The organism is Rhizobium sp. 01T444, assembly GCF_056398305.1.
In genome coordinates, this window is record NZ_JBFTPD010000051.1 from 1 (window position 1) to 22,270 (window position 22,270).

The 22,270-nt window shown below is 57.7% G+C and carries 23 protein-coding genes and 5 pseudogenes; 12 read left to right on the forward strand and 16 right to left on the reverse strand.

Features of this window, described 5'->3' with window-relative positions:
• The 3 genes from AC1DTN_RS35295 to AC1DTN_RS35305 all read right to left on the reverse strand — a co-directional run.
• Window positions 1-935 (reverse strand): aminotransferase class I/II-fold pyridoxal phosphate-dependent enzyme (locus AC1DTN_RS35295; RefSeq protein ID WP_477924753.1); only part of this gene is annotated, 935 nt, incomplete at its 3' end.
• Window positions 932-1,654: a FadR/GntR family transcriptional regulator gene (locus AC1DTN_RS35300; protein WP_477924754.1), complete on the reverse strand. Its 723-nt coding sequence runs from the start codon at window positions 1,652-1,654 to the stop codon at window positions 932-934. The genes AC1DTN_RS35300 and AC1DTN_RS35295, both read right to left, overlap by 4 nt.
• A gap of 233 nt (window positions 1,655-1,887) precedes the next feature.
• The gene (locus AC1DTN_RS35305) at window positions 1,888-2,292 is read right to left on the reverse strand and encodes an MFS transporter (RefSeq protein ID WP_477924755.1); all 405 of its coding nucleotides are present in this window, start codon (window positions 2,290-2,292) and stop codon (window positions 1,888-1,890) included.
• A 672-nt stretch (window positions 2,293-2,964) separates the two neighbouring features.
• Between AC1DTN_RS35305 and AC1DTN_RS35310 the strand changes: the two genes are divergently transcribed.
• The 3 genes from AC1DTN_RS35310 (at window position 2,965) to AC1DTN_RS35320 (ending at window position 6,004) form a co-directional block, all read left to right on the forward strand.
• The gene (locus AC1DTN_RS35310; protein WP_477924756.1) at window positions 2,965-4,167 is read left to right on the forward strand and encodes a DUF3422 domain-containing protein; all 1,203 of its coding nucleotides are present in this window, start codon (window positions 2,965-2,967) and stop codon (window positions 4,165-4,167) included.
• Window positions 4,168-4,652: 485 nt separating this feature from the next.
• Window positions 4,653-4,979: an RT0821/Lpp0805 family surface protein gene (locus AC1DTN_RS35315; RefSeq protein ID WP_477924757.1), complete on the forward strand. Its 327-nt coding sequence runs from the start codon at window positions 4,653-4,655 to the stop codon at window positions 4,977-4,979.
• A gap of 140 nt (window positions 4,980-5,119) precedes the next feature.
• Window positions 5,120-6,004 carry an MBL fold metallo-hydrolase gene (locus tag AC1DTN_RS35320; protein WP_477924759.1) on the forward strand — a complete coding sequence of 295 codons (885 nt, stop codon included), beginning with the start codon at window positions 5,120-5,122 and terminating at the stop codon, window positions 6,002-6,004.
• 164 nt (window positions 6,005-6,168) lie between these two features.
• On the opposite strand, the gene AC1DTN_RS35325 is transcribed toward AC1DTN_RS35320, so the two are convergent.
• From AC1DTN_RS35325 to AC1DTN_RS35335, 3 genes and pseudogenes are all read right to left on the reverse strand, one after another.
• Window positions 6,169-6,621 carry a TetR-like C-terminal domain-containing protein gene (locus AC1DTN_RS35325; protein WP_477924761.1) on the reverse strand — a complete coding sequence of 151 codons (453 nt, stop codon included), beginning with the start codon at window positions 6,619-6,621 and terminating at the stop codon, window positions 6,169-6,171.
• Window positions 6,603-6,683: pseudogene (locus tag AC1DTN_RS35330) on the reverse strand (four-helix bundle copper-binding protein); the annotation flags it as partial. The pseudogene AC1DTN_RS35330 and the gene AC1DTN_RS35325, both read right to left, overlap by 19 nt.
• Before the next feature lie 10 nt (window positions 6,684-6,693).
• Window positions 6,694-6,805 (reverse strand): annotated as a pseudogene (locus AC1DTN_RS35335) (DUF305 domain-containing protein); the annotation flags it as partial.
• 244 nt (window positions 6,806-7,049) lie between these two features.
• Between AC1DTN_RS35335 and AC1DTN_RS35340 the strand changes: the two are divergent.
• The gene (locus AC1DTN_RS35340) at window positions 7,050-7,553 is read left to right on the forward strand and encodes a cytochrome b/b6 domain-containing protein (protein WP_477924762.1); all 504 of its coding nucleotides are present in this window, start codon (window positions 7,050-7,052) and stop codon (window positions 7,551-7,553) included.
• On the opposite strand, the pseudogene AC1DTN_RS35345 reads toward AC1DTN_RS35340, so the two are convergent.
• Window positions 7,536-7,670: pseudogene (locus AC1DTN_RS35345) on the reverse strand (YqaA family protein); the annotation flags it as partial. The gene AC1DTN_RS35340 and the pseudogene AC1DTN_RS35345 sit on opposite strands and share 18 nt — an antisense overlap.
• Here AC1DTN_RS35345 and AC1DTN_RS35350 point away from each other — a divergent pair.
• The 6 genes and pseudogenes from AC1DTN_RS35350 to AC1DTN_RS35375 all read left to right on the forward strand — a co-directional run.
• A pseudogene (locus AC1DTN_RS35350) lies at window positions 7,668-7,766 on the forward strand (copper-binding protein); the annotation flags it as partial. The pseudogenes AC1DTN_RS35345 and AC1DTN_RS35350 overlap by 3 nt on opposite strands.
• Window positions 7,767-7,821: 55 nt before the next feature.
• The gene (locus AC1DTN_RS35355) at window positions 7,822-8,283 is read left to right on the forward strand and encodes a DUF411 domain-containing protein (RefSeq protein WP_477924764.1); all 462 of its coding nucleotides are present in this window, start codon (window positions 7,822-7,824) and stop codon (window positions 8,281-8,283) included.
• A gap of 701 nt (window positions 8,284-8,984) precedes the next feature.
• Window positions 8,985-9,893 (forward strand): non-homologous end joining protein Ku, encoded by a 909-nt coding sequence (gene ku, locus AC1DTN_RS35360; RefSeq protein ID WP_477924765.1) that lies wholly within the window; start codon window positions 8,985-8,987, stop codon window positions 9,891-9,893.
• An 11-nt stretch (window positions 9,894-9,904) separates the two neighbouring features.
• Window positions 9,905-10,720: a non-homologous end joining protein Ku gene (gene ku, locus AC1DTN_RS35365; RefSeq protein WP_439017734.1), complete on the forward strand. Its 816-nt coding sequence runs from the start codon at window positions 9,905-9,907 to the stop codon at window positions 10,718-10,720.
• Window positions 10,721-10,732: 12 nt separating this feature from the next.
• Complete coding sequence (locus AC1DTN_RS35370; RefSeq protein ID WP_477924767.1) at window positions 10,733-11,098, forward strand: DUF982 domain-containing protein; 366 nt, start codon at window positions 10,733-10,735, stop codon at window positions 11,096-11,098.
• An 83-nt stretch (window positions 11,099-11,181) separates the two neighbouring features.
• The gene (locus AC1DTN_RS35375) at window positions 11,182-11,376 is read left to right on the forward strand and encodes a hypothetical protein (RefSeq protein ID WP_477924781.1); all 195 of its coding nucleotides are present in this window, start codon (window positions 11,182-11,184) and stop codon (window positions 11,374-11,376) included.
• 350 nt (window positions 11,377-11,726) lie between these two features.
• Here AC1DTN_RS35375 and AC1DTN_RS35380 read toward each other — a convergent pair whose 3' ends face one another.
• Window positions 11,727-12,083 carry a hypothetical protein gene (locus AC1DTN_RS35380; protein WP_310381453.1) on the reverse strand — a complete coding sequence of 119 codons (357 nt, stop codon included), beginning with the start codon at window positions 12,081-12,083 and terminating at the stop codon, window positions 11,727-11,729.
• Between the two features lie 567 nt (window positions 12,084-12,650).
• Here AC1DTN_RS35380 and AC1DTN_RS35385 point away from each other — a divergent pair.
• The gene (locus tag AC1DTN_RS35385; protein ID WP_477924768.1) at window positions 12,651-13,004 is read left to right on the forward strand and encodes a hypothetical protein; all 354 of its coding nucleotides are present in this window, start codon (window positions 12,651-12,653) and stop codon (window positions 13,002-13,004) included.
• Between the two features lie 181 nt (window positions 13,005-13,185).
• Here the strand turns inward: AC1DTN_RS35385 and AC1DTN_RS35390 are convergent, their stop codons facing one another.
• The 4 genes from AC1DTN_RS35390 to AC1DTN_RS35405 form a co-directional block, all read right to left on the reverse strand.
• Window positions 13,186-13,482 carry a hypothetical protein gene (locus AC1DTN_RS35390; RefSeq protein ID WP_477924769.1) on the reverse strand — a complete coding sequence of 99 codons (297 nt, stop codon included), beginning with the start codon at window positions 13,480-13,482 and terminating at the stop codon, window positions 13,186-13,188.
• Between the two features lie 285 nt (window positions 13,483-13,767).
• Window positions 13,768-15,150 (reverse strand): MFS transporter, encoded by a 1,383-nt coding sequence (locus tag AC1DTN_RS35395; RefSeq protein WP_477924770.1) that lies wholly within the window; start codon window positions 15,148-15,150, stop codon window positions 13,768-13,770.
• A gap of 70 nt (window positions 15,151-15,220) precedes the next feature.
• Window positions 15,221-16,744 (reverse strand): aldehyde dehydrogenase, encoded by a 1,524-nt coding sequence (locus AC1DTN_RS35400; RefSeq protein ID WP_477924771.1) that lies wholly within the window; start codon window positions 16,742-16,744, stop codon window positions 15,221-15,223.
• Between the two features lie 13 nt (window positions 16,745-16,757).
• Window positions 16,758-17,390: a GntR family transcriptional regulator gene (locus AC1DTN_RS35405; RefSeq protein WP_477924773.1), complete on the reverse strand. Its 633-nt coding sequence runs from the start codon at window positions 17,388-17,390 to the stop codon at window positions 16,758-16,760.
• Window positions 17,391-17,490: 100 nt separating this feature from the next.
• Here AC1DTN_RS35405 and AC1DTN_RS35410 point away from each other — a divergent pair, with 100 nt between their 5' ends.
• Window positions 17,491-18,327: an alpha/beta fold hydrolase gene (locus AC1DTN_RS35410; protein WP_477924774.1), complete on the forward strand. Its 837-nt coding sequence runs from the start codon at window positions 17,491-17,493 to the stop codon at window positions 18,325-18,327.
• A gap of 30 nt (window positions 18,328-18,357) precedes the next feature.
• Here AC1DTN_RS35410 and AC1DTN_RS35415 read toward each other — a convergent pair whose 3' ends face one another.
• The 4 genes and pseudogenes from AC1DTN_RS35415 to AC1DTN_RS35430 all read right to left on the reverse strand — a co-directional run bounded on the left by AC1DTN_RS35415 (window position 18,358) and on the right by AC1DTN_RS35430 (window position 22,260).
• On the reverse strand, window positions 18,358-18,759 hold the full coding sequence (locus AC1DTN_RS35415) for an N-formylglutamate amidohydrolase (RefSeq protein WP_477924782.1): 402 nt from the start codon (window positions 18,757-18,759) through the stop codon (window positions 18,358-18,360).
• A gap of 132 nt (window positions 18,760-18,891) precedes the next feature.
• Window positions 18,892-19,934, reverse strand: a pseudogene (locus AC1DTN_RS35420) (LLM class flavin-dependent oxidoreductase).
• A 907-nt stretch (window positions 19,935-20,841) separates the two neighbouring features.
• The gene (locus AC1DTN_RS35425; RefSeq protein ID WP_477924776.1) at window positions 20,842-21,075 is read right to left on the reverse strand and encodes a hypothetical protein; all 234 of its coding nucleotides are present in this window, start codon (window positions 21,073-21,075) and stop codon (window positions 20,842-20,844) included.
• A gap of 516 nt (window positions 21,076-21,591) precedes the next feature.
• Complete coding sequence (locus AC1DTN_RS35430; RefSeq protein ID WP_477924777.1) at window positions 21,592-22,260, reverse strand: hypothetical protein; 669 nt, start codon at window positions 22,258-22,260, stop codon at window positions 21,592-21,594.
• Window positions 22,261-22,270 lie beyond the last annotated feature (10 nt).

The following is a 22,270-nucleotide window of genomic DNA, read 5'->3' on the forward strand; positions in this document are numbered from 1 at the left end:
GGCAGACGGTTGGCGAGGCCCGGATGACAGACCTGCTCGATCACGTCGAGCGGCAGACGGTTGGCGAGGCCCGGATGACAGACCTGCTCGATCACGTCGAGCGCCTGCAGGCGCTGCGCGATCGTCATGGCCGCCGCCTCGTGCGCCCGCATGCGCAAAGGCAGGGTCCGGAGGCCCCGGATCAGCAGCCAGGCATCGAAGGGCGACAGCTTGCCACCGAGATAGGGATAGGATTCGGCCTTGATGCGCGCGATCATCTCTTTCGAACCGGCGACGACACCGGCAACGACATCGCTATGGCCGCCGAGATATTTGGAGGCCGAATGGATGACGAGATCGACGCCGAGAGTTATCGGCCGCTGGAAGAACGGGCTCGCCCAGCTATTGTCGATCATGGTGACGACGCCATGCTTTTTGGCGAGTATGGCCAGCGCGCCGACATCATGAGCTTCCATCACCCAGCTCGTCGGGCTCTCCATATAGAAGACCTTGGCACCGGGCAGCGCCTTGGCGATGGCCTCTTCGTCACGGCCGTCGACATAGGTCACTTCGACCTTCATGCGCTTCAGGATCGTGCCGAACAGGCGGAAGGCGTCGGGATAGACATGCTTGACGGCGACGATACGGTCACCCGGCTCCACGAAGCTGAGCACCGCAGACGAGATCGCCGCCATGCCGCTTGCAAAACCCAGCGCATCCTCCGCACCTTCGAGCTTTGCCAGCATCTCCTCGAACATGCGCACGGTCGGGTTCAGCCCGCGCGTGTAGATCGGGCGCACCTTTTCGCCGCGATAGGAGGCGATCATGTCGTCGTAGTCGGAAAAGGTGAAAAGCGAGGTCTGGAAGATCGGCGGAACGACCGCCTCGGCGAAGTTGCCCTCGTCATGGGCGGTGATCAGCGAAGCGAGGTCGAACGGTTCGAGGCCGTCAGTCATCGGGACATTTCCTTGATGTCTTCCTCGACCACGTCGAGGATTTTCAGTGTCTCACGCCGTGCCGCCTCGGTGTCCTGGGCGGCGATGGCGTTGAAAAGGGTGCGGTGAAAGGGAAAGGACCGGCGGGCGAAATCCTGCCGGTCGAAAGGGTGCGTCCAGAAACGCTCGAAGGTCTCGCGCATCTGTTCGAGAAGCTGACGGAACAGCGGATTGTGCGTGGCGTCGTAGACCGCCAAATGGAAGGCGAGATCTTCCGGACCTGAGGCGCCTTTGGAAAGATGCACCCGCTCCATCTCGTTGAGTTTTTCCTCGATGACGACGAGATCTTTCGCCGTGCGCCGCCGAGCCGCCACCATGCCGGCCTCGCATTCGATGCCGCGGCGAACCTCCAGCGTCTGCAGCAGGACATCGCGCAGATGCGGCGTCTCGAACGATAGCGGCATATGAATCGTATCGCGAGAAACCGGTTTCAGCAGATAAGTTCCGCTGCCCTTGCGCGTCTCGATGACGCCGAGCGCCTGAAAATGCCGAATTGCCTCGCGAATGGTAGACCGCCCGACGGCAAGGGCTGCCATCAGTTCACGCTCCGCCGGCAGCCGGTCGCCCGCCTGAAGCCGGGCATCCTCGACATAATGCGCCAGCGCTTCCGTCACCTGACGGGCGCGGTCCATCGCCGGAAGCGGCCGGATTACCGGCCTGTCGCCACCATTTGCCTTCATGGTTCCCCAAGTTCTTTTCTAAGGCAGCCGACCCAGAAATTGGTCTGACATCTTAGCATTTCTCAAAGATGGAGAGGCGTCAAGGCGGTATTTACGATTGTAGAGCACGACCCGATTTTCCGAAAAACGACCGGAAACTTCCGAAAACCACCCCAAGAGTTTCCGAAGTGCCCAGTTCGGGAGGCTTTGAGGATAATTTTCCTATTTGGTGTTCAAACCTTTGCATGTAAGCTCTATCGGCCTGGTTTACCGCCCTCAGACAGTATCCACGCGAGCGGCGTCGCAAGCTGACCGACGCCAAGAGCTATGCACATGCCCGCTCCAAGCTTGGCTTTTGGGAACGCTTGCATCATATAGAAATTGGCAACTGCGCTGATGGGCGCCGACGCGAACCCCGTCACGGCGCGGACAAATAAGGTCATCGAATAGTTGTGGGCGGCAAGCTGAAGAACGGTCGCCAAGACATAGGCCATCAATCCGAGTTCGGCGAACCGACGTATCCCGAATTGCCGACGGCACTTGAACAGGATCAGGTTGGAAGAAACATTGACCTTCACCCAGGCGGCAGGGAGCCACGCGCCTTCGATAGGCGTAAGCCCCAGTTCGCCTTGAATCTGCGGCAGGTTCGCCAACGCCATGGCATTGCCGAGGCCGCCGGGGTTATGCCAACAAGCACCTCCACGAACGCGTAGGCCAGTCGCACCGCTGGCGAATGGTACGGCGTCGACGGCGAACCTGCCATTCGCGGCCGCTCGTCGGGCGTCCAGTTCGGAATTGGTTCCAGATAGCGCGGCATTTTAGGGACAAGCCAACCGAAGGTTGGATGCTAATACAAGTTGCGAAGAATTGCCAGAATGACGCGAGCACGGGCGATGTCCGCGGGGAGACGTCACACGCTGGTGGGTTTCAGGAGTTCTGACGCCCTTGGTTTTTGGGCGGCTCCTTTGTCAGTCCGGGCTTACGGTCGACGGCGGGCTAATGTCGGTCGGAGATTCGGCCTTGTCGCCATCGTTGAACTGATCGGATGCATGCTGGTTTGCATCCGTGACATCCGCGGCTTCCTGTTCGGTGGCCTCGTGCCGGTCCTCTGCTCAACGCCAGTGATCTTCCTGGAGCCCTTTCGGGCGGCCCTTGAAGGTCTTATTCGGATGCGTCTTAGTGTCGAGCCAAAGTAAAATCGATTAGCAATATCCGGGACGATTGACCTCCTCAGATTTGACTGCTTTGGAAAGCTGCACTTCGATCGAACAATGATTTTTCGTTGAGGGCGAATTCTTAGCGGTTTCGGCCATTTCCTGCGGTGAGATTATATGACGTCGGATTTCAATGCCGAGCTCCATGCCCGGCCTTCCATCTACTTTACCGGCCCCGCCTTTGTTGAACACATCGCGCTCATGCCGTCCGCCCTCCCCGCCTTACATGGCAGCCGCTATCTACCCGACGGAGACAACAATGACGATCCGCGAACACAGGTAGAGCACCACACTGAGTTCGTGACTATCACGCGTGTCACCCAATTGAGCGCAGAAGCCGACGCGTGGCCGGTTTCCAGCCTTTCGGTCGATGACATTGCGGCGCTGGTAGAGATGGACGCGCCACGGCTCATATCCCGGGTGGGTATCCTCGTGCTCGGCCCCGCACCAGCGGAACTCGGATCAACCCTTTCAAAGCTCGGATTTCGCGATACCGCTGCGTCGTTGATCGGCGGCGGGGCGGCGCAGGTGTGTTCGGATTTTCGTGTCCAGGACGACCAGACGAGCCGCATCCTTCTTTTCAACAAGGATCTGAATGCCTACCGCCTCGGTAGAATGGTTCGGAGGATCTATGAGATCGAAACCTATCGGTCCATGGCCCTGCTCGGTCTTCCCGAAGCCCGCCGGCTAGCTCCGCTACTTGGAGATTACGATAAGAAGCTCGTGCAATTGACGAACCGAAACCAGACGACGCCGACCACTGAGCACAAGAAACTGCTCGACGAAATCTCCGGGCTGTCCGCCCAGATCATTTCGGCGGCTGCCGAAACACGCAATCGTTTCGGTGCAACGTCGGCCTACGCAAAAATCGTCGAGGAACGCATCGGCGAGCTACGCGAATCTCATGTTCCGGGCTTTCAGCGGTTTGGAGTTTTCGTCGCGCGGCGCTTCCGGCCTGCCGTTCGAACCTGCGAAGCGACCGCGTTGCGCTTAGATCAACTCTCCCACGCAACGATGCACCTGATCGACCTTCTGCAGACACGCATACAAGTCGAGATCGAATATCAGAATGCCATCCAGATCCAGGCGATGGCAGACCGGGCCGCCACACAGGTCAAGATCCAGAGGGCGGTTGAAGGATTTTCTATCATTGCCATCAGCTACTATCTTCTAAGTCTGCTCAAAGTCGCCTTCGAGACCGCCGATCACGCTGGCTTTCACATCAGCCCGCTGGTGATGCTTATGTCGATCCCACTCGTTATCGGAGCCGTTGCCATCTCCATACTGCGCGTAAAACACGCGCTTTCAGCACATGACTGAACACTCAATTCCACGCGAAGTTCTTTGCAGAGCGGCCACCGGACGCGAGGAAATCGTCAGACGCCGCTCGCGACGGTAGGTCTGCAGCCGGAAACTTTATGATGTGGGGGAATCGTCCTCAGCACACATTACAAACATAGGCTGCTGTCAGTTAACTGTGCCGGTGTACTTCGCGATATTCTGCGGGCTTCATCGATATTGATGGAAACGCGAAAAATCTGCACGGCATGGGCATTCGCGCAGGTAAGGATCAGTGGCGACCTGTCGTCCTTAAAGTCGACCTGTCAGAAATCGTGTTTCGCCCATTCCAAAGGGCCAGCCTCAATCAGCGTTGCGCGAGAAGTAGCGGCTGCGTCCGCTGCGGGAGCATTCTCCGGTAAAGGCAATCACTGAAACCTCGCCAGAATGTGAACTATTAGCAACTTGAAATACAAAAAGCAAAACGCTTTATCCGGGCGATGAATCCGAAGCACTTCATCTCTGCCATGAGCATCGCGGCTTTGACGGCATGCTCACATATCGAGCCGCTTGAGACGCCCCTCGCCCAGTCAGCAATCCCGCGCCAGGCGCCCTTGACCGATCAAGCGGTGATCGCAGATACAGTCGGTCGCAGTGCTGTCGGGGCAACTGCGCTCGCTTGGGCCAACCCATCGACAGGCAGCGCGGGTGTTATCGAACAGATCGATGCCAGTAACGATGGACCGGACGGATGTCGCGGTTTTGTAACCAGTCGGCAATCACTCGACGGCATGACGCGCGTCAACGGCGTAGCTTGCCCGTCTGGGGACAGTTGGAAACTGGGCGGGCAGTAGGGTATCTTACTCCTACCCTAGCTCCTTGAATTGCATCCGCTAGAATCGCAGCGGTGGTATCTTCGCGAATTTGCGAGGTTACCCGGCTTGGTAATAGAGACTAAATGACTTCATCGCGCCCGACGTGAAAGGATCTCGTCATGCCGAATTCCAAAACATTGTTCGTGGCTTCGTCTCTGGCGTTGGCTATCGCAGCCTCCGCCTCCGCGCAAATGCCTCCGCAGCAGCCGGACTCAAAGGCCTTCAAGATTGGCTCCCTCGATCTGGTTTCGTTGCACGACGCCCAGTTCGTACTGCCGAACGACGGCAAGGTCTTCGGTGTCGGACACTCCCCAGAGGAAACTGGTGAAGTACTCAAAGCAGCAGGTGCGCCCACCGATACCGTCACGCTGAGCGTGGACGCATTGTTGGTGAAGGCGCCAAGGCGCGTGATCCTGATCGATACTGGGGTTGGTGGGGCGCTGCAGCAGTCTCTCGCTCAGGCAGGCACCAAGCCGGAAGAGGTTACCGACATTCTGATAACCCATTCGCATCCCGACCACATGGGCGGCCTCGTTAAGGACGGGAAGTTGGCCTTCCCCAAGGCAACGATCCGCATGTCCTCGGCGGAATGGGCATTCGCCAAGAAGAACGCCCAGCTTGCGAACATCGTCAAGGTGATCGACGGAAACGTGAAGACCTTCAAGCCGGGAGCGGAGGTCGTGCCACAAATAACCTCGGTCAGCTTGAAGGGCCACACACCAGGCCATGTCGGCTATGAAATCGTATCCGGCGAGGGTAAGCTACTGGACATCGGAGACACGGTGCACAGCTCGATCATCTCGCTTGTAAAACCGGAATGGCTAATTGGGTTCGACAATGACGAAAAGGGTGGCGAGAAGAACCGCATCGACACCTTGAAGAAACTAGCGACGGACAACGAACTCGTATTCACGCCGCACTTCCCCTTCCCGGGCGTGGGTCGCATCGCAGCCGACGGCGATCACTTCTCGTGGGAGCCGAGCGTCCCGGCAGCAGCGAAGTGACTCGGAATTGCCAGGGTCGGCCCGATGCCCGCCATGACGATCCACCACCATCGTCCGCTCCTGGCATGGGTCAAGGTGATCAAGTTCAGATGACGCGATGAAATCAGTACCTGAGCGGCAGTTTCATCTGCCCTCGGGGAAGATGGCCGTTCTCGGTCACGCCTTCAACGGCGTGTCGTCATCACTCCCTCGGACATCAGACGGCGAAACATCGCATCGATCCGATGAGGCGGCAGTTTCGCGCCGCCGTCCAGCCACCAGGTCAGCACCGCCATGAAGGCGCCGACGACATATTGGACTACGAACTCGCGCGGTATGGCGTCCGAAGTACGCTCGGCTCGGTTCGCCATCACCTCGTCGCGCACCAGATCGGAAAGCATCCGACGAATTGTGCCGAGTGCGACTGCGCCTCCTCGATTGTCCGCCAACGCCCGATAGAGATCGATGTGATCGCGAGCATGCTCGAACATCGCCAGGCTGAAGCCGAACGTATCGCCCTGCCCGGCGCGAGCAGCGGTATCCGCGAGCTGCCTCCGTAAGCCGTCAAGTCCGTGCTGTTTCAGGTCGTCCTTGCTGGTGTAGTGGAGATAGAACGTCGCATGGCCATCGACAGGCACTCGAGGTAGCAGGCCAGGCAGTTGTCGATACAGGCTCTCATTTCAGTCGACATATGATGCATGGCGGATCTCCTATTTGGCTTCCTTGTCCACCCACTTGGACATCTCTTCGATCTCCTTTCTGGGCTTCGATGATCACGCCCATGTGGTGGGCGATCATGCCGCAGACGAAGGCGACGCCGGCGTATGGCCGCCGCGGCCATGCCGAAAGGATTCACCGCCGCCTGTAGGGCGACGACGAACACCTGCGCGTAGCGGTATATGCTCCCATGTCTCATTCGACTGGTTTCCCTTCCACGACAGACCATACCGCAGCAGAAATGTTCCAAGTATTTGACGATCTGTGGCGGCCGGGCGTTTTGGCAACGGCCGATGAGGAAGCATTAACTGCGACCGGTTAGTCTGCGCCTCTCGTTCGGAGAGGACTGATGAAAGGTGGCTATTCGCTGGCCCAGATAGGACTTCACTCGCTGGTCGCCCTCCTGGTGCCGGTCAAGTATTTGACGGGCGGCAGCATCGAGAGAACCCACCACGCCGTCCACATGGGCATGACCCCGTCGTACTGGGACGTCGTGCAGCACCACCTTCACAACTACGCGGGGATAGCGATCGGCGTGCTGATGGGCATGCGGCTGGTTCTTCGGATCCTTCAGCCGCACGAGACCGCCGCGCCCGGTTCGTTGACCGAGCGGGCCGCCACGACTCTTCACCACGCCTTCTACGCCGCGATCATCGGACAGGCCTGCATGGGATTCGTCGCGAGCTACTTCTGGTTCGGAATCGCGCCGTACCACGTCATCGGGTCGAGGGTCATTCTGGCGATGGTCGCGCTGCATCTCGCCGCGGCAGCTTGGCACACGCTGGCGGTTCGCGACGAGACTGTCGACCGGATGGTGTTTCCGCGTCGGAAGCAATCAATCGAAAAGTTGTAAAGTGGCCAGCGCCAGAACGACGCAGCGTCCTGTCTTGGCGACGAACACCAGGATCGTGAGCGGAAGCGGCGGCTCCCTCAGCACGCCGGCGACAACGGTCAGAGCGTCGCCGAAGAGGTCCCGGCTCTGCTTGAAAAGCTGAAGGAAGGCTCGAACACTGACCTCGTTGCCGAACGCGTGAATAGCAAGCTGACCGTCACCAATGTAAAATAGCAGACTCCTTCCGCCCGGATGGATCCGGGCGGAAGGACATCGAGGAGTGGAGACGATGCACAGGAGAAGCTTCATCGCGATGGCGGCATCCGTCCTGGCGTTCGTAAGCGTAGGAGTCCGCGCCGCCGCCCCGGCGAAAATGACGGTCTACAAGGATCCGAACTGCGGCTGCTGTCATGAATGGTCGAAGGCGATGGCGGCGGCAGGATTTTCCGTCGAGACCCGCGACACCGACGACCTTGCCGTGGTCAAGGCACGGCTGGGCGTGCCTGCCGACATGGAAGGATGCCACTCCGCCATCGTCGAGGAATACCACCTTGAGGGACACGTTCCACTCGAAGCCGTCCAGCGCTTGCTGCGCGAGCGGCCTCCGGTCCGAGGGCTGGCCGTGCCGGGCATGCCACCTGGCTCGCTGGGAATGGGCGATGACCCGCAGGCGTCCTTTGACGTCTATGCGATCCCCTCGGGGACAGGCGCGCCATACGTGTTCATGCGGGTCCGCCCTCAGAAGGGCTGACATCGCGATCGATTAAACCATGTCGTAACAGGGATGCCAGCTTGCTCGCGCACCGTGGTTATCGCACGAAGCAACAACCTGTCGATTTCGCCCGCGGTCAGGCGTTCGACTTCATTCGCCGCCGTCATGAGTTCTGCGACGAAACCCGGGACGCTGCTCGTCTCCGCAGTTATCGTCATCACCCGTCGAACTCAGCGCCGGGCAGCCAGCCGCGCGTATAGCCTTTGCTGATGCATGCCCGGGCGATTGCAAGCTGTTCGCGCAGTCGTTCGCGATCCTTGAGAGAGCATCAATGGTTGCGCGCGGATCCCCTCCGTGCCAGGCCATAGCAGCGTCGACGGGGTTGGATTCCGGTGTCGTATGACGTTCAGCAAGCATGTCGAATCCGCGTCAGTTCAGGGAGAGCATGCTCGGAGACAATGTTGCGGTAGCGAACAGAGTCATGCAACGGAGCGCGGATGCGCGAGCGTCGAAAAGCTAGAGGAGAACGCCTGACATTCCAAAAAGATGCGTGGGGTGACCGAAGCGGGCAACGCCTTTCTCGATTGGGGGAATAGTAGAAGCCTTCACAACCCTGGTACGAGCCAGAATCGATTTACGAAGAAAAATTCCTAAATCATTGAAAAATGATTCGTTTCGAGTCGGAACGAATCACTCTCGCACGTCTTTGAGTCGCGGCTAAGTGATTCGGAGCAAGCGTCATGGCAAGTGGCATGCGTGCCCAATGGAAGGGCTTCCTCAAGTTCGGTGAAGTGTCGTGTGGTGTCGCACTCTACACGGCTGCAAGCACCTCCGACCGCATCACGTTCAACACGATCAACAAGGCGACAGGAAATCGGGTAAACCGCATCTTCATCGACAGCGAGACCAAGGATCCTGTTCCGAAAGAGTTGCAGACCAAGGGTTTCGAGATCGACAACGGTCGGTACATCATCATTGATCCGGAAGAAGTTGCCGCAACCATCCCCGACAGCAACAAGACGCTCGAGATCGAGGCGTTCATTCCGTGCTCCGATGTCGATGACGTTTATTTCGACAAGCCTTACTATCTCACCCCTGACAAAATGAGTGGCGACGCTTTTGCCGCCCTACGCGACAGCATGACGAAGTCTAAGGTGGCTGCCATTGCACGCGCGCTCCTCTTCCGCCGGATGCGAACCGTGCTCATACACCCTCATGGAAAAGGCCTGATCGCAACCACGCTGCAATACGACTACGAGGTTCGGTCTTCCAAGAAGGCGTTCGAGGAGATGCCGAAAATCAAGATCCAAAGCGAGATGATGGACCTCGCCAAGCACATCATCACCAAGAAGAAGGGCGAGTTCGATCCGGCCACATTCGAAGACCGTTACGAAGCCGCCCTCGCCGATCTCGTGAAGGCGAAGATAGAAGGCCGCTCGCTACCAAAGCCGAAGAAGGTCGAGGTCTCCAAGCCCAACGATCTGTTGGCCGCTCTTCGCCAAAGCGCCGGGATGATGAAGGCTGCGGCGGAAAAACCGAAACGCACTGCCGCCAATGCCAATGCTGGCACAGGACGGCAGCCTGCCGCGCGTGGGACGGCTTCGAAGACACCCTCTTCGAGATCCGCCGCGCAGCGCAAGGCTGGCTGAGGAGATAGGTCATGGCCCCGAAATATTATTGGAAAGGCTACCTGAAGCTCTCGCTGGTCACCTGCCCGGTGGCGATGACCCCGGCGACATCGGAATCCGAGAAGGTCCGTTTCCACACCCTGAACAAGGACACCGGAAACCGCGTGGTTTCCCAATACATCGACTCGGTGACCGGGAAGCCGGTGAAGGAGAACAACGAAGCGAAAGGGTACGCCCGAGGCGAGAACGACTACGTCATCTTGACCGACGATGATCTCGACGCAGTAGCGCTCGAGACGGTGAAGACAATCGACATCGAGAAGTTTGTTCCCGCCGACAGTATCGAATGGGTTTATCTGGAGAAGGCACACTACCTGATGCCGGACGATGCCGTCGGGAACGAGGCTTTTGCAGTGATCCGCGACGCGATGAAGGCCGACAAGGTCGTAGGCGTCTCGAAGCTCGTCATGGGTCGGCGGGAACGAGCCGTGATCCTCGAGCCCCGCGATGAAGGCATCGTGCTGTGGAGCTTGCGCTTCGGCGACGAGGTTCGTCCGGAAGAGAATTACTTTGAAGACATCGACGAAAAGGCCGACCCGGATCTCATTCCGTTGATCCAACAACTCATTAAGCAAAAGTCGGCACGCTGGTCGCCGGACATGGTCAGCGACCCGATACAGGAAAGCCTGCTGAAACTCATTGAAGAGAAGAAGAAACTCCTCAAGCCGAGGAAGACTGCCAAGGGTAAGAAGACGGAGGCCGGAGCTCCCGCTTCGAACGTCATCAACATCATGGATGCCCTGCGGAAGTCGATCGAAGGAGATCTGAAGACCAGCAAGACTGGTTAAGGAGGTGCGCCGATGGACTACATCGCATCGATACCGATTAGAGAAGTCGCCATTTTTCTGCCGGGGTCGGATCGCCCCAGGATCGCCAGGTCAGTGGAAGACATTATGGGAATCCTGATAGCGAACCAGTGGCGAAAGGAGCCCAACGACACAGGCTGGCAGCACGCACTAGCAACCTGCCTTCGGGCTATGCAGGGCGATCACGATGCCTCGAAAGCAAGGAGCGCCTTCGTGAACGTCGCTAGAGGCGCTGGCTTCAAGGTTCTGCCGGACGACGAGCGGAAATCTCGACGACGTGCAAAGACAGCGAAGACCCAGAGGTTCGGCGAATGGGGGCAAACCGCAGGCCCGCTAATCGGCCGTGGTTCAGGCACCTAGGTCGGAATCTCAGGCTGTTTCGATAAGCCAAAGGCCTGTCCCTAGAAGAGCTTGCTCATCAATCCGGCCTCGACCGAACCTACATCAGCTCATCGGAGCGCAGCGTTTACAGCCCGACTATCGAAGTGGTGGATAGCCTGGCCACCGTCTTAGAGTTATGCGGCAGAGTTGCTGAAAAAATCCTAGCAATTCGATTACTGTGCATGCGCAGTAGCAGACGCGTGCTGATGTCGATGTCAGCTGTAGCGTGCCCTTCGATGGCCCAATGGCCGCCTTGAGGAGAATCGAACCCACTAGCCTTTATTATTCACTAAATCATTGAAAACACACGTCTTAGGCGTCGCCCAGTTGATGGAACTATTTGCCGCCGGCCGCAATCTCCGGTCCCAAAAGGCGAATGATCTGCTCCTTGACCTTTTTTATCTCACCTAAATCCCCAAGAGCACGAGCACGCAGTTGTGCCCCCATGGAAAGCGAACTGACGAGTTGGGCCAATTCTGGCAGCCGGGCAGACCGGAACATAGTCTAAAATACCTGAATAACCATTCTCCGGTATCGGTAGAGATTTCCGCTGCCCGGCTGGTCCTGCAGCATGGACTGACGATCATTGTCCATGCTGTGAGGCGTCTTAGCGTACGAAGAAGGTTACGCTGCCGTCGGCGGCCTGTTCGGCGTCAACGATATTGTCGACTTTTACATCATCCTGATTCAGCTTGCGAACAAGATCCTTGTTTTCGCTGATCGAGGCTAGGATCGCGCGCAACTGGTTGTCCGTGCGGCCCGGTGCGGAGAGGCCGCGGGTCTCATGTTCCGGATCGTTGTCCCAGTTTCCGACGTAACGAACATTGAAGTCGGAATTGAAGGAACGAAGGGTCTGGGCAATTTCGGGGGCTGTGTTCATCGCGATGCTTTCGGCACGGCTGACGCCGGCCAGAGCCAGAGATGCAAAGGCTGCAACAAAGGCAATCTTGAATCTGCTGTTCATCTTAATTCTCCTTTAGGGTTGATCTACCTCAATCATGGTCGGCAATCGATGGTGGGGGTGACCATCAACTACCGGCCGTCTTGGGCAGCGGTCAGACGATCGCCCGAAAATGGCAGTTCGAAAATCAGACGCCTGTTCAGGCTTGTTCAGACCTATGTCTAGGTGGATTTCCAACATTTGCCATGACTGTGACAAACTTGGGTTGCACGTGCCGAGCGACGATCAGCGAAAGCAACGAAGCCGATCTCGTCATTCCCCATGCCGCACGGTTCCTCGTMGGCAGCGCCCATGGCCGCCTGCTGCAAGGGCACCTGTGCCACTGGTTACACGGAGCGATGCGACTGAAGGCCGGGTTCCTCACCCGATAATGGAGAATTTTCGCGAGCGTTGAGAATCAGTTTGCGAACGCCTTGCCTTGGAAGAATTTCGGCAATTCGAAATTATTCCATATCTTTCTCGCGATCAGTTGTGACCAAGATATGATCTATCCGCGGCTAGGAGAGGCCAATTTCACTGCACATATATTTCTTGCGGTTCACGACAGACCGCTTTGCAAGGAATAAGACTATGGTTATGTTTCGTAAGATCATCTCGACGGGCCTTGTTACGCTAACACTGGCTGCTGCTTCTATTGCAGCAATCACACCTGCCCTCGCTCACGAAGGCGGTGGCCACGGCGGTGCCGGTTTCTCGGCTGGTGGCGGCCACTTCAGCGGTGGAAATTTCGCCGGGCGCGGCTTCGGAGGACATCAATTTGGCGGCCCAGGCCATTTTGACGGACAACGCGACGGTCGCTTCGCCTTCCATGATAGAAATCGTCTGTTCTTCGGCGATGATGACGACTACTATCCGGATTACTGCCAGCCGGAATGGCGCCTCAACCGGTACGGCCATCGCGTGCTGGTGGAAGTCTGCTCCTGATGAGGGTTGCATCGGCCCCTGCCGGCGAGCGGCACACGATCTTCGAAGCGCCGCTCGCGCATCTGCATGCCACATCGTCCCGCCGGGCTGCGATCACACTGACCTGCTAGGACGAGGAGGCCTCATCTTGTGCTCGATGGATTGCTGACCAGACCCAGCCGGAGCAGAGGATGCCAACAGGTCAAAGGTAATTTTGATTCCGGAGCATAATAAGCTGAACGATTTTCGTGTCGAAGATCGTGACATAAAAATTCAATACCAGTGGTTCCGGCAGTCCACGCTTGTCGAAATCACCATCGACTTCCACCGTCAGATTCGAATTGTTGTAACTGGTAACTTCGCGCAGGACAAAAAGTGTCAGATTCTCCGCGATAATGTCGCGCATCGCCCGATCGACAATCTCTCGTTTTCCGGAATATTCGGACAGCTGGTCGCTGACCAGGGCGTCCTCTGCAAAACAGCAGACAAGCCCTTCCAAGTCCGCTGCGTTGACTGCCTTGACGAACGTCCGACCGGATAGGGAAGCGGCGGCGTCCGGCTTGGAAGAACCTCTAGGAGTCGGTTCAACCCACCGGCTGTGCCTCCGTCCGTTGACATGTTATGCTATTGAGAAGAAGTGCGAATCCGACGAAAGCGTCAGATGGTCTCCCAACACGGGCAGCGCCCTAGCCGTAAAAGATGCGGCCCAATGTTGAGCCGGCAGGATTTTGAACTGGAACAAGCGAAACGGACAGACCGCATCTGCCCGGCGATGGAAATGATATCAGCTTGGCGTTTGTCTCCCGACGGGAACGCGCTCGACAGCGCGATCGGTTTCGGGCTGCGTTAGTTCCTCCAGGCGCCTTGCCTTCGGTTCGATGCCGAAAACAGCCACGACGATGATCTGAAGCGCCAGTAGGCCGATCATCATGACGAGCACACCGGATATTCCATGCGACTGGAAAAGCGAGACGACGATGAAGGGCGTTACGATGGTGGCTCCTCGCCCCAGGGTCTGGCATATCCCGGAAGCGCGCAGGCGCACCTCTGTCGGAAACAGCTCGGGGATATAGATGCCGAAGAGCAGTGCGACCAGAATATAGATCGGCACGGTCAGCGCAAAACCGACAACCGGCAACCAGACGGGGTCGGATACTTGCGGGTAGATGATGCCGAAGACGATCGCGAGCAGGGATGCACCGATAATCGTCGGTTTGCGGCCCCATGCGTCCGAGGTAAGGGCGCCGATCGCCGAGCCGACAGGAGCGCCCAGACCCATGAGAAGAGCAAAGCCGAAGGATTTCGCCGTGCTGAGTCCCTGACTGACGAAGAACGTGGGAAGCCAGGTCACGAAGCCGTAAAGCAGTGTGTTCACCACTACCAGCGTAACGCATCCGACGAACATGCGCGACAGCATCGGCGGCCGGAAGAGCGCCGACATCTCGACGCGCGGCAGGACCGCCGCCGGGCTTGGAGGCGGCAGCGGCCGGCCCTCTGAAATCTCGGCCTCGATCCTGGATACGAGCTCCTCCGCTTCACCTGTCCTACCGACCGATTCCAGCCACCGCGGGGATTCCGGCAGCTTTTTACGCATGTACCAGATAGCGAGTGCGGCGACGCCGCCGATGACGAACATCGTTCGCCAGCCGAAGAGCGGAATGATCAGATAGCCCAGAAGCGCGGCGGCGGGCAGTCCTGTTACGACGAAGACCGCCATCAGGCCGAGCCAGCGTCCGCGCGTGCGCGACGGCACGAATTCCGTCATTGTCGAATAGCCGACGACATTTTCGGCACCCAATCCGATGCCGATCAGGAAGCGAAGGAAGATCAGCACCTCCATGTTCGGAGCAAATGCTGCGGCGATCGAGGCCAAGCCGAAGAGGAGCAGGTTGATCTGATATGTGAAGCGCCGCCCGTAACGGTCGCCGAGGAAACCGGTCGCAAATGCGCCAAGCATCATCCCGACAAAGGTTGCGGAAACGAAAAAGGCATTCTGGCCGAGAGTCGAAAATCCGCTTGCAAGCGTCGCTCCAAGCACGGTCGCGGCAAGGTAGATGTCGAAGCCATCGAGGAACATACCGATCCCGATGAGCCACATGATTCGATAGTGGAACCTACCGGTGGGCAGCCGATCGAGGCGCCCACCTGCATTGACGATGGTCGACATTATCTCCTCCTGAGATCAATCGTGGGTCGCGAGGCGCGAGAATTCCTCCGCTACCGCCTCGCGCTATCCGTCAGTTCAGACGGGTTTGCGTTGCGGTGGCGCTGTACCAGTCGAAGGGCTTGTCTACGGTTGCCACCATGACGCTCTTGACGTTGAAGTGGTCGTTGAAGCTTTCCAGCCCGAACTCACGGCCAATGCCGCTTTCGCCGACACCTCCCCAGGGAGATGCCGGATCCAGGCGGTGGTGGTCGTTGACCCAGACAATCCCAGCCTTCACGCCGGCGGCGACGCGGTGTGCGCGGGCAACATCGCGGGTGCGGATTGCTGCTCCGAGGCCGAAAGGCGAATCATTAGCGAGGCGCAGTGCCTCCGCTTCATCCTTGAAGGGCGTGACGCTGGTGAACGGCCCGAATACCTCTTCCTGAAAGACGCGCATATCCGCCTTGACGTCGGCGAACACAGTCGGCTGGACGAAATAGCCGCCCTCGAACCCCGGTACGTTTGCGACGTCGCCGCCCGCAACGGGACGAGCGCCGGCTTCGCGGCCGAGCTGGGAATAAGTCAGGACGCGCTCGCGTTGTCTGGCCGAAATAACGGGGCCAAGCTGGGTCTCAGGATCGAACGGGTTTCCGATCCGGAGGGAGCGCGCCTTGGCGGCAAGTTTTTCGACAAAGGCATCGTAGATCGATTCCTGGACGAGATGCCGGCTGCCGCACACGCATGTCTGGCCCGCCCCGATGAAGGCGCTAAAGGCGGCATAGTTCACTGCCTGATCGACGTCGAAGTCGTCAAACACCATGACGGCCGTCTTGCCGCCGAGCTCCAGCGTCTGATGCGCGAACACTTTCGCTGCGGCGCTGCCTGCAATCCGGCCTGCTTCCGTGCCGCCGGTCAGCACGAGCTTGTTGATGTCGGGGTGCTCTGCCAGGAATCGGCCGGCTTCGGGGCCGTAGCCAAGGACGACGTTGAACACACCTCTCGGCAGTCCGGCCTCAACGAAGATCTCCGCAAGTTTCAAGGTGGTCAGCGGGGTATATTCCGACGGCTTCACGACGGTCGTGCATCCAGATGCCAAAACCGCGGCAAGAGACTTGCACATGATCATCAGCGGATGGTTGAACGGCGTGCAGTTGGCGACGACGCCGATCGGCGTGCGCAGCGTGTAGTTGAGATAGGACCCTTCGACCGGAATGACATCGTCGCGGCGGGCAATTGCAAGGCCAGCAAAGTAGCGGAAGAAATCCGGAAGCCGCGAGAGTTGCGCCCGCGTCTCATTGAGCGGCCTGCCGTTGTTCAGCGTCTCCAGGCGGTACAGGGTCTCAAGGTTAGCCTCAAAAGCATCGGCCAGCCTGTTGACGAGGCGTGCTCGCGCGCGAATATCCATTCCACCCCATTCGCGGCCTTCGAAAGCTGCACGGGCACTCTTCATCGCACGATCGATATCGGCAGGTGTCGAGTTCGGGATGCGCGCGATCACCATCCCGGTCGCCGGGTTGCGGACATCGATGAACGCGCCGTTGCCAGCTTCGATTTCCTTGCCATTTACGAAATTACCGTGGGTCTCCACAGCAGGATCACGGGTCGTCTGGTTCATGGGTTTTCTCCAATCAAGACCTGACAGCGCTCCGCCCGAGGGCGGATAGGACACGCTTCTGGCCATCAATCACATGGGCACTGATAAGTTTGCGCGCGGCGCGGACATCGCGCCGCTGCACGGCCTCGATGATAGCGCCGTGTTCACCAACGAGCTTTTGCGGGTCTCGTCCCTTGATGGCGCTGACGGAAAGGCGGACCAGGCGGTCGGCCTGATCAAGAACATCCCTGATGGCGGCCTCCATTCGGCTATTGCCGGAGGCTGCGGCGAGCGCATCATGAAAGGCTCTGTTGTAATCGATAAAATCCACTTCGGGCCCGATGGATCGAAAACGATCGAGGGACGACAGTGTCTGATCGTCGGCGCTCTCGATCGCAGCCGCGACACATGCGGGCTCCAGTGCAAGGCGGAACTGGAAGAGATCCCGGACATCCTTCATCGAAATCGGATTGACCTGATAGCCTTGGCGCGGCTGCACAGTCACCAGCCGATCCTGCTGCAATCGCAATAATGCTTCCCGGATCGGCTGTCGGCTGACCTCATAACGGGCAGCGAGATCCTGTTCGCGGATCTCCTCGCCCGGCATCAAGCGGCAGGTCAAGATTTCGGTGCGAAGCGCGTCGTAGATATTTTCTCTGAGCAGCAAGTTCGTATCCCGCCTCTGGAATAAGCGCATTTCGTGATATTTCACAAGACGAGTCTTACACCTGAAAAATAAGGATTTGCAATACACGAAAATGGGATTTATGAAATATCAAGACGGACGCATTTGTGGATTTGTGATGGACAAGAAAATGCACCTTTACGTGGCCGGTCGCGGACAGCCGCTGATCCTGCTTCATTCGTTGCTGTCCGACCGTGAAAGTTTCGATCGGATAATGCCCGCGCTCACTGCGCATTATCGAGTGATCGTCCCCGATCTTCCAGGTTTTGGCGGATCGCCCGCGAGCTTGGAAGGTTTTGACGAAACCGCCGATCGTATCGCAAGCCTGATCGAAGCATTTGCGGCGAATGGGGAAGCTGCCCTGATCGGAAATGGTTTCGGCGGATTCGTGGCGCTCCAGACTGCGATCAGGCATCCTGCGCTAGTATCCCGTCTTGTTCTGATAGGCTGCGGGGCAAGATTTTCGGACGAGGGCAGGGAGGCGTTTCGAAAGATGGCGGCGGCCGCGTCAGCGGCCGGGCTTGCCGCGATTGCCGAAACCGCGATGAACAGATTGTTTGCCGCCGAATTTCAAGAAAGCCATCCTGATCTAATGCAGGATCGTCGCCAGGCGTTTCTCCGCACGAATGTGGGTGTTTTTTGCGAGGCCTGCAACGCACTCGCTTCGCTTGATCTGTCGGCCAGCGTTTCGGCGGTGCGCTGCCCGACACTGGTCATTGTCGGAGATGAAGATCGGGCAACACCACCAGAGATGGCCTATGATCTGGTCGGACGGCTTCGCGATGCCAGATTATCCATACTCAAGGGCTGTGCGCATGTACCGCCACTGCAAGCGCCCGACGAGGTTATCGCCCTACTTGATCAATTTCTCGCAGCCCCTGTTTCTGCCCACCCAAAGACGATCTCCCTCGATCGGTAGGAGGGGTTTCTTCGCGTCGCTGCCTGGGTTTTACAAAGTTCGACCACGATCGCCTCTTGAAGGAGACATCTTTCGCTGAGCGGAAAGTGACGCGACTATCTTTTGCAGTCGAGGTCTAAGGATTTTGAGCATTGCCTCGTCAAGCTCCGGTCTGCCTGGCGCATCGATGTTCGAACAGTCCATATAATTGGAATAGCGAAGCTCGATCTGAATCGCTTCGACAGATGCACGATGGTGGCGTCTCAAGATGTAAGCACCGGCGAATGGTTCGTTAAGCGCGGTTATGAAACCCTCGCCGATGCAGAGGCGATAGAGCGCATCGAGTGTATCGGCTTTGCTCGATCGACCTTTAAGATTGCCCAGGCAAATGTCATTATCGGATGGCGCCATAAAGGCGTGCAGGTCCAGCAGTATCGATCCCGCCGCTATCACAACATGCTTAGATATTTCGGCCGGCTCCCGGAAAAGTCCAGAGACCAATCCGGCGGCGGTTCGACAGGCTTGCCAACTATTTTCGGAACCTTAAAGTTCGCCTCGCCGGTCCGTCAAGAATTCGCACCGCAATCACGCTGCAGCAAGCGTTGCGATTTTCGCTTTCACGGCCGGAACGACTCCCTGCCCATACAGCTTGATGCTCCGCGCAAGTGTGGCATCGTGCCAATGCTGTACTTCAGCTGAAACCGCTGAATACCGAGCGTCTCTATGACCGGAGCAAGCTTTGCGGCCACGGTGTCCGGCGAGCCCACGTAAAGCGAACCCTGATCGATCTCCGCTTCGTATTCTCTTTCCGTGACGGGCCCCCAACCTCGTTCACGACCGATGCGATCCCGCATTGCCCGATAATGAGGCCAGAACTCGGCCTTTGCCTCGGCATCAGTCTGCCCGATGTAGCCTGGCGAATGAACGCCAACAGGAAGCGTCGGTTGGTTCAGCTTTTCCAACGCCTGGCGATACAGGTCGACGTAGGGTGCAAAGCGATAGGGACTTCCGCCGATAATAGCCAACATCAGGGGTAGACCGTATTGGGCAGCCCGGATTACGGAGTTCGGACTGCCGCCAACGCCAAGCCAGGTCTTCAATGGCCCCTTCTCCACGAGAGGAAACACCCGTTGCCCGGTTAATGGCGCCCTGGTCGTGCCGGACCAGGTCACAGGCTGCTGGTCCAGAAGCCGGGCAAACAGCTCGACCTTCTCCTCAAAGAGCGTCTCATAGTCGTCGAGCGAATATCCGAATAGTGGGAAGGACTCGGTGAAAGACCCCCTCCCCAGGATGACTTCTGCACGGCCATTCGAGGCAGCATCGACAGTCGCGAAGCGCTGAAACACTCGCACAGGGTCGTCGGAACTCAATACGGTCACCGCCGAGCCAAGTTTGATCCGATCGGTCACTGTTGCGATTGCAGCCAGGACGGTTTCAGGAGTGGAGATCGCAAAGTCTTCGCGGTGATGTTCGCCAATACCAAAGAAATCGATACCGACCTCATCAGCAAGGACGGCCTCTTTGATGACGTTGCGAATGACCTGGGCATAGCTTTCAGGTTGGCCGTTTGGATCGTGCGTTACGTCACCAAACGTGTCCAATCCGAACTCGACATCGGAGTTTGTCATGATCATTTTTTCCCTCGGGCCAGGTCGGCCAAGTTTGCCGACGCCCTCTCGCGTGGATTTTGGGAATTAAGTGATGTGCTGGACTCGGAAATGAAATGGCGAAAAATTCGATCGTCACCATCGAAATCGTCGAACGGCGTGAAACTACGCGATGACCCTCGTTCGGTGCAGCTTAGTCCCCGCCGAGTTCAACAGCACTCCAGAGGGACAGGATTTCATCCTTTCCGTCGCGTGTTGTGATGTCGATTGAAGGGATACTGAGCAGGAATTTAGTAAAGCTCTTTGATCAGCTGGCAACATGTATTTGGAATAGTCAGTAAGCGCAAGAAAGCGCATTTGTGGGCCTGAAACCCTGGCTGCAGGCGGGGTTCCTGGAATGCCCTGGTTGATATTGAAAATCGCCGCGATTTGAAGTGTGGGCTGTCGCGCACGCCGAAACCAACGCGGCTATCCCGAGCAGCACGCAGCCGATCGTTATTATCCGAAATCTTTGCGTCATGATCACCTCCCATAAGGGGCTACACTTCTCCACGCAAAATGGTGCTCCATTCGATGGTTGCGAGATAGCAGATCTGCAGTAAAAAACGCTTTACGCAACGCCGTCCCTCCGGTATCTCCGCCGCACGTCAAATCGCCTGCCGACTCTGTCGGTTTTTGCGCTTTGAGCAACAAAAAGGGCGCTCCCCGGGAACGGGTTGAGCGCCCTATAAGTTTTCTACCGAGCCGTCGCGGCCGGGGATTACCCTGGCGATCGATTGGTGAAGGGATGACGTTCTTCGTCCCCTCGCCCTTGTCGGGTCGACGTTCTGTTCATGGAGTTCAGCTTCCGCCCTGTCGCGGTCCCGAGACACCCTGATCGAACATTGCAAAAGGTGCCGTGCACCTCTGGCGTCACCAGGAGGCTTTATTAGGCCGAGAATTTTACCGTCACGCCGCGCTGCCGAAAGTAGGCCTGCATGAGCTTCCTACCAGAACGATTGTTCTGCACGAGCCTTGCCGGGTCGAATACGGCCTCTTTCAAACCCTCCCGGGCCAACGCTGCCTTGAGGGTCACGATAAGCGCGTCGATGTCAGCATTGTCAGCCTGGATCGATACATAAACGCGGTCTATTGCATCTGCTACGGTCGGTTCGGTCACCATTGTACTCCGGTTCATGTTCCCTGGCGTTACCACGTGGTTCGGCCAGGTCCTATCGTAGTGAAAACTGCTTTCGTCAACCTAGCACGATGCCCTCGGAAGCGATCGGACATCTAAGGTCGAAGACTTCGGGAATTATCCGGCGTCGACAAACGATGTTCGCGGGCAAAAAAGAGGGCCGACGGAGAACCGTGGCCCATTAATTGTGAAGGTATAAACCTCCAGAGGGGAACAGCTGAAACGACGGAACTGGGAGGAAAGCCGTCGTGTTGCATCAGCTATGATCGCTATGCTCTTTTTTTGACCAGTTGGAAAACATTTTTTGTGCAATGCAGCTATGCAGCGGCGGACCATCCATCCGAGGTAGCGTTGCCTCGCTGAACAGCATTCAATTGCTGCTCGCTGTCTGGAGCGGGATTTTGATGATGTCGAAATGCCGCCGAGAAATTCGCCAACGGAGAAGAGGCCATGCATGACAAGACGCTGTGCCTTTGAACGGGTTCGACGATTTCGCGTCGTTCATTCGGCGTCGTCGTTCGCCTTTGGGAACAGCTGTAGCACATTCGACCCATTCGAGTGCGCGACAGCGCCAGCCTTTCGGCGCAGCGAATTGTTTTCTCCAGCCTTTTGAATAGCTGAAACGAGACCTTCGCGCTGGCGATAGTAGTCGGGCTTGGCAGGCAGGGTGAGGTCAAACTCTTCGAGCATACGTTCAATGATATCCATCGCTTCAGCCGCCAGACCAGCATAACCTTCTTGGCGCCGCTCGAAGAAGCCATTGTATCCGGGCCCGGAAAGGTCGAGGCTATCTAACGCATACGAAAGCGTTTTCACCCGGTTCGACAACCACAAAATTTCATCTGAAAGCTCGGGACCAAGAAGGTCCCAGTTTGCGCCCTGCGGAAGTGCGAGGGTTGGATCTGGAACGTGAAACGCGAATTCGCCTTCATCCATGGGATTGAATTCGGGCATGTCGTGAACGGCCGCATAGCTGGCTCCGACAAAGTCATCCAGGGCCAGTACCGTCATCATCGCAAGGTTTCTAGCTTCGGCTTTCGGGCGCCGGTTGATACCAGACTTCGCAAAACCAATAACGATGGCCAGCAAGGAGCCAGCAACTAGGCTGCCAGCGCCGATGAACGCTCCCATTGCCATGATCCCTTGAGTGGTTTCGAAGAACTGCGTCAATAGTCACCTC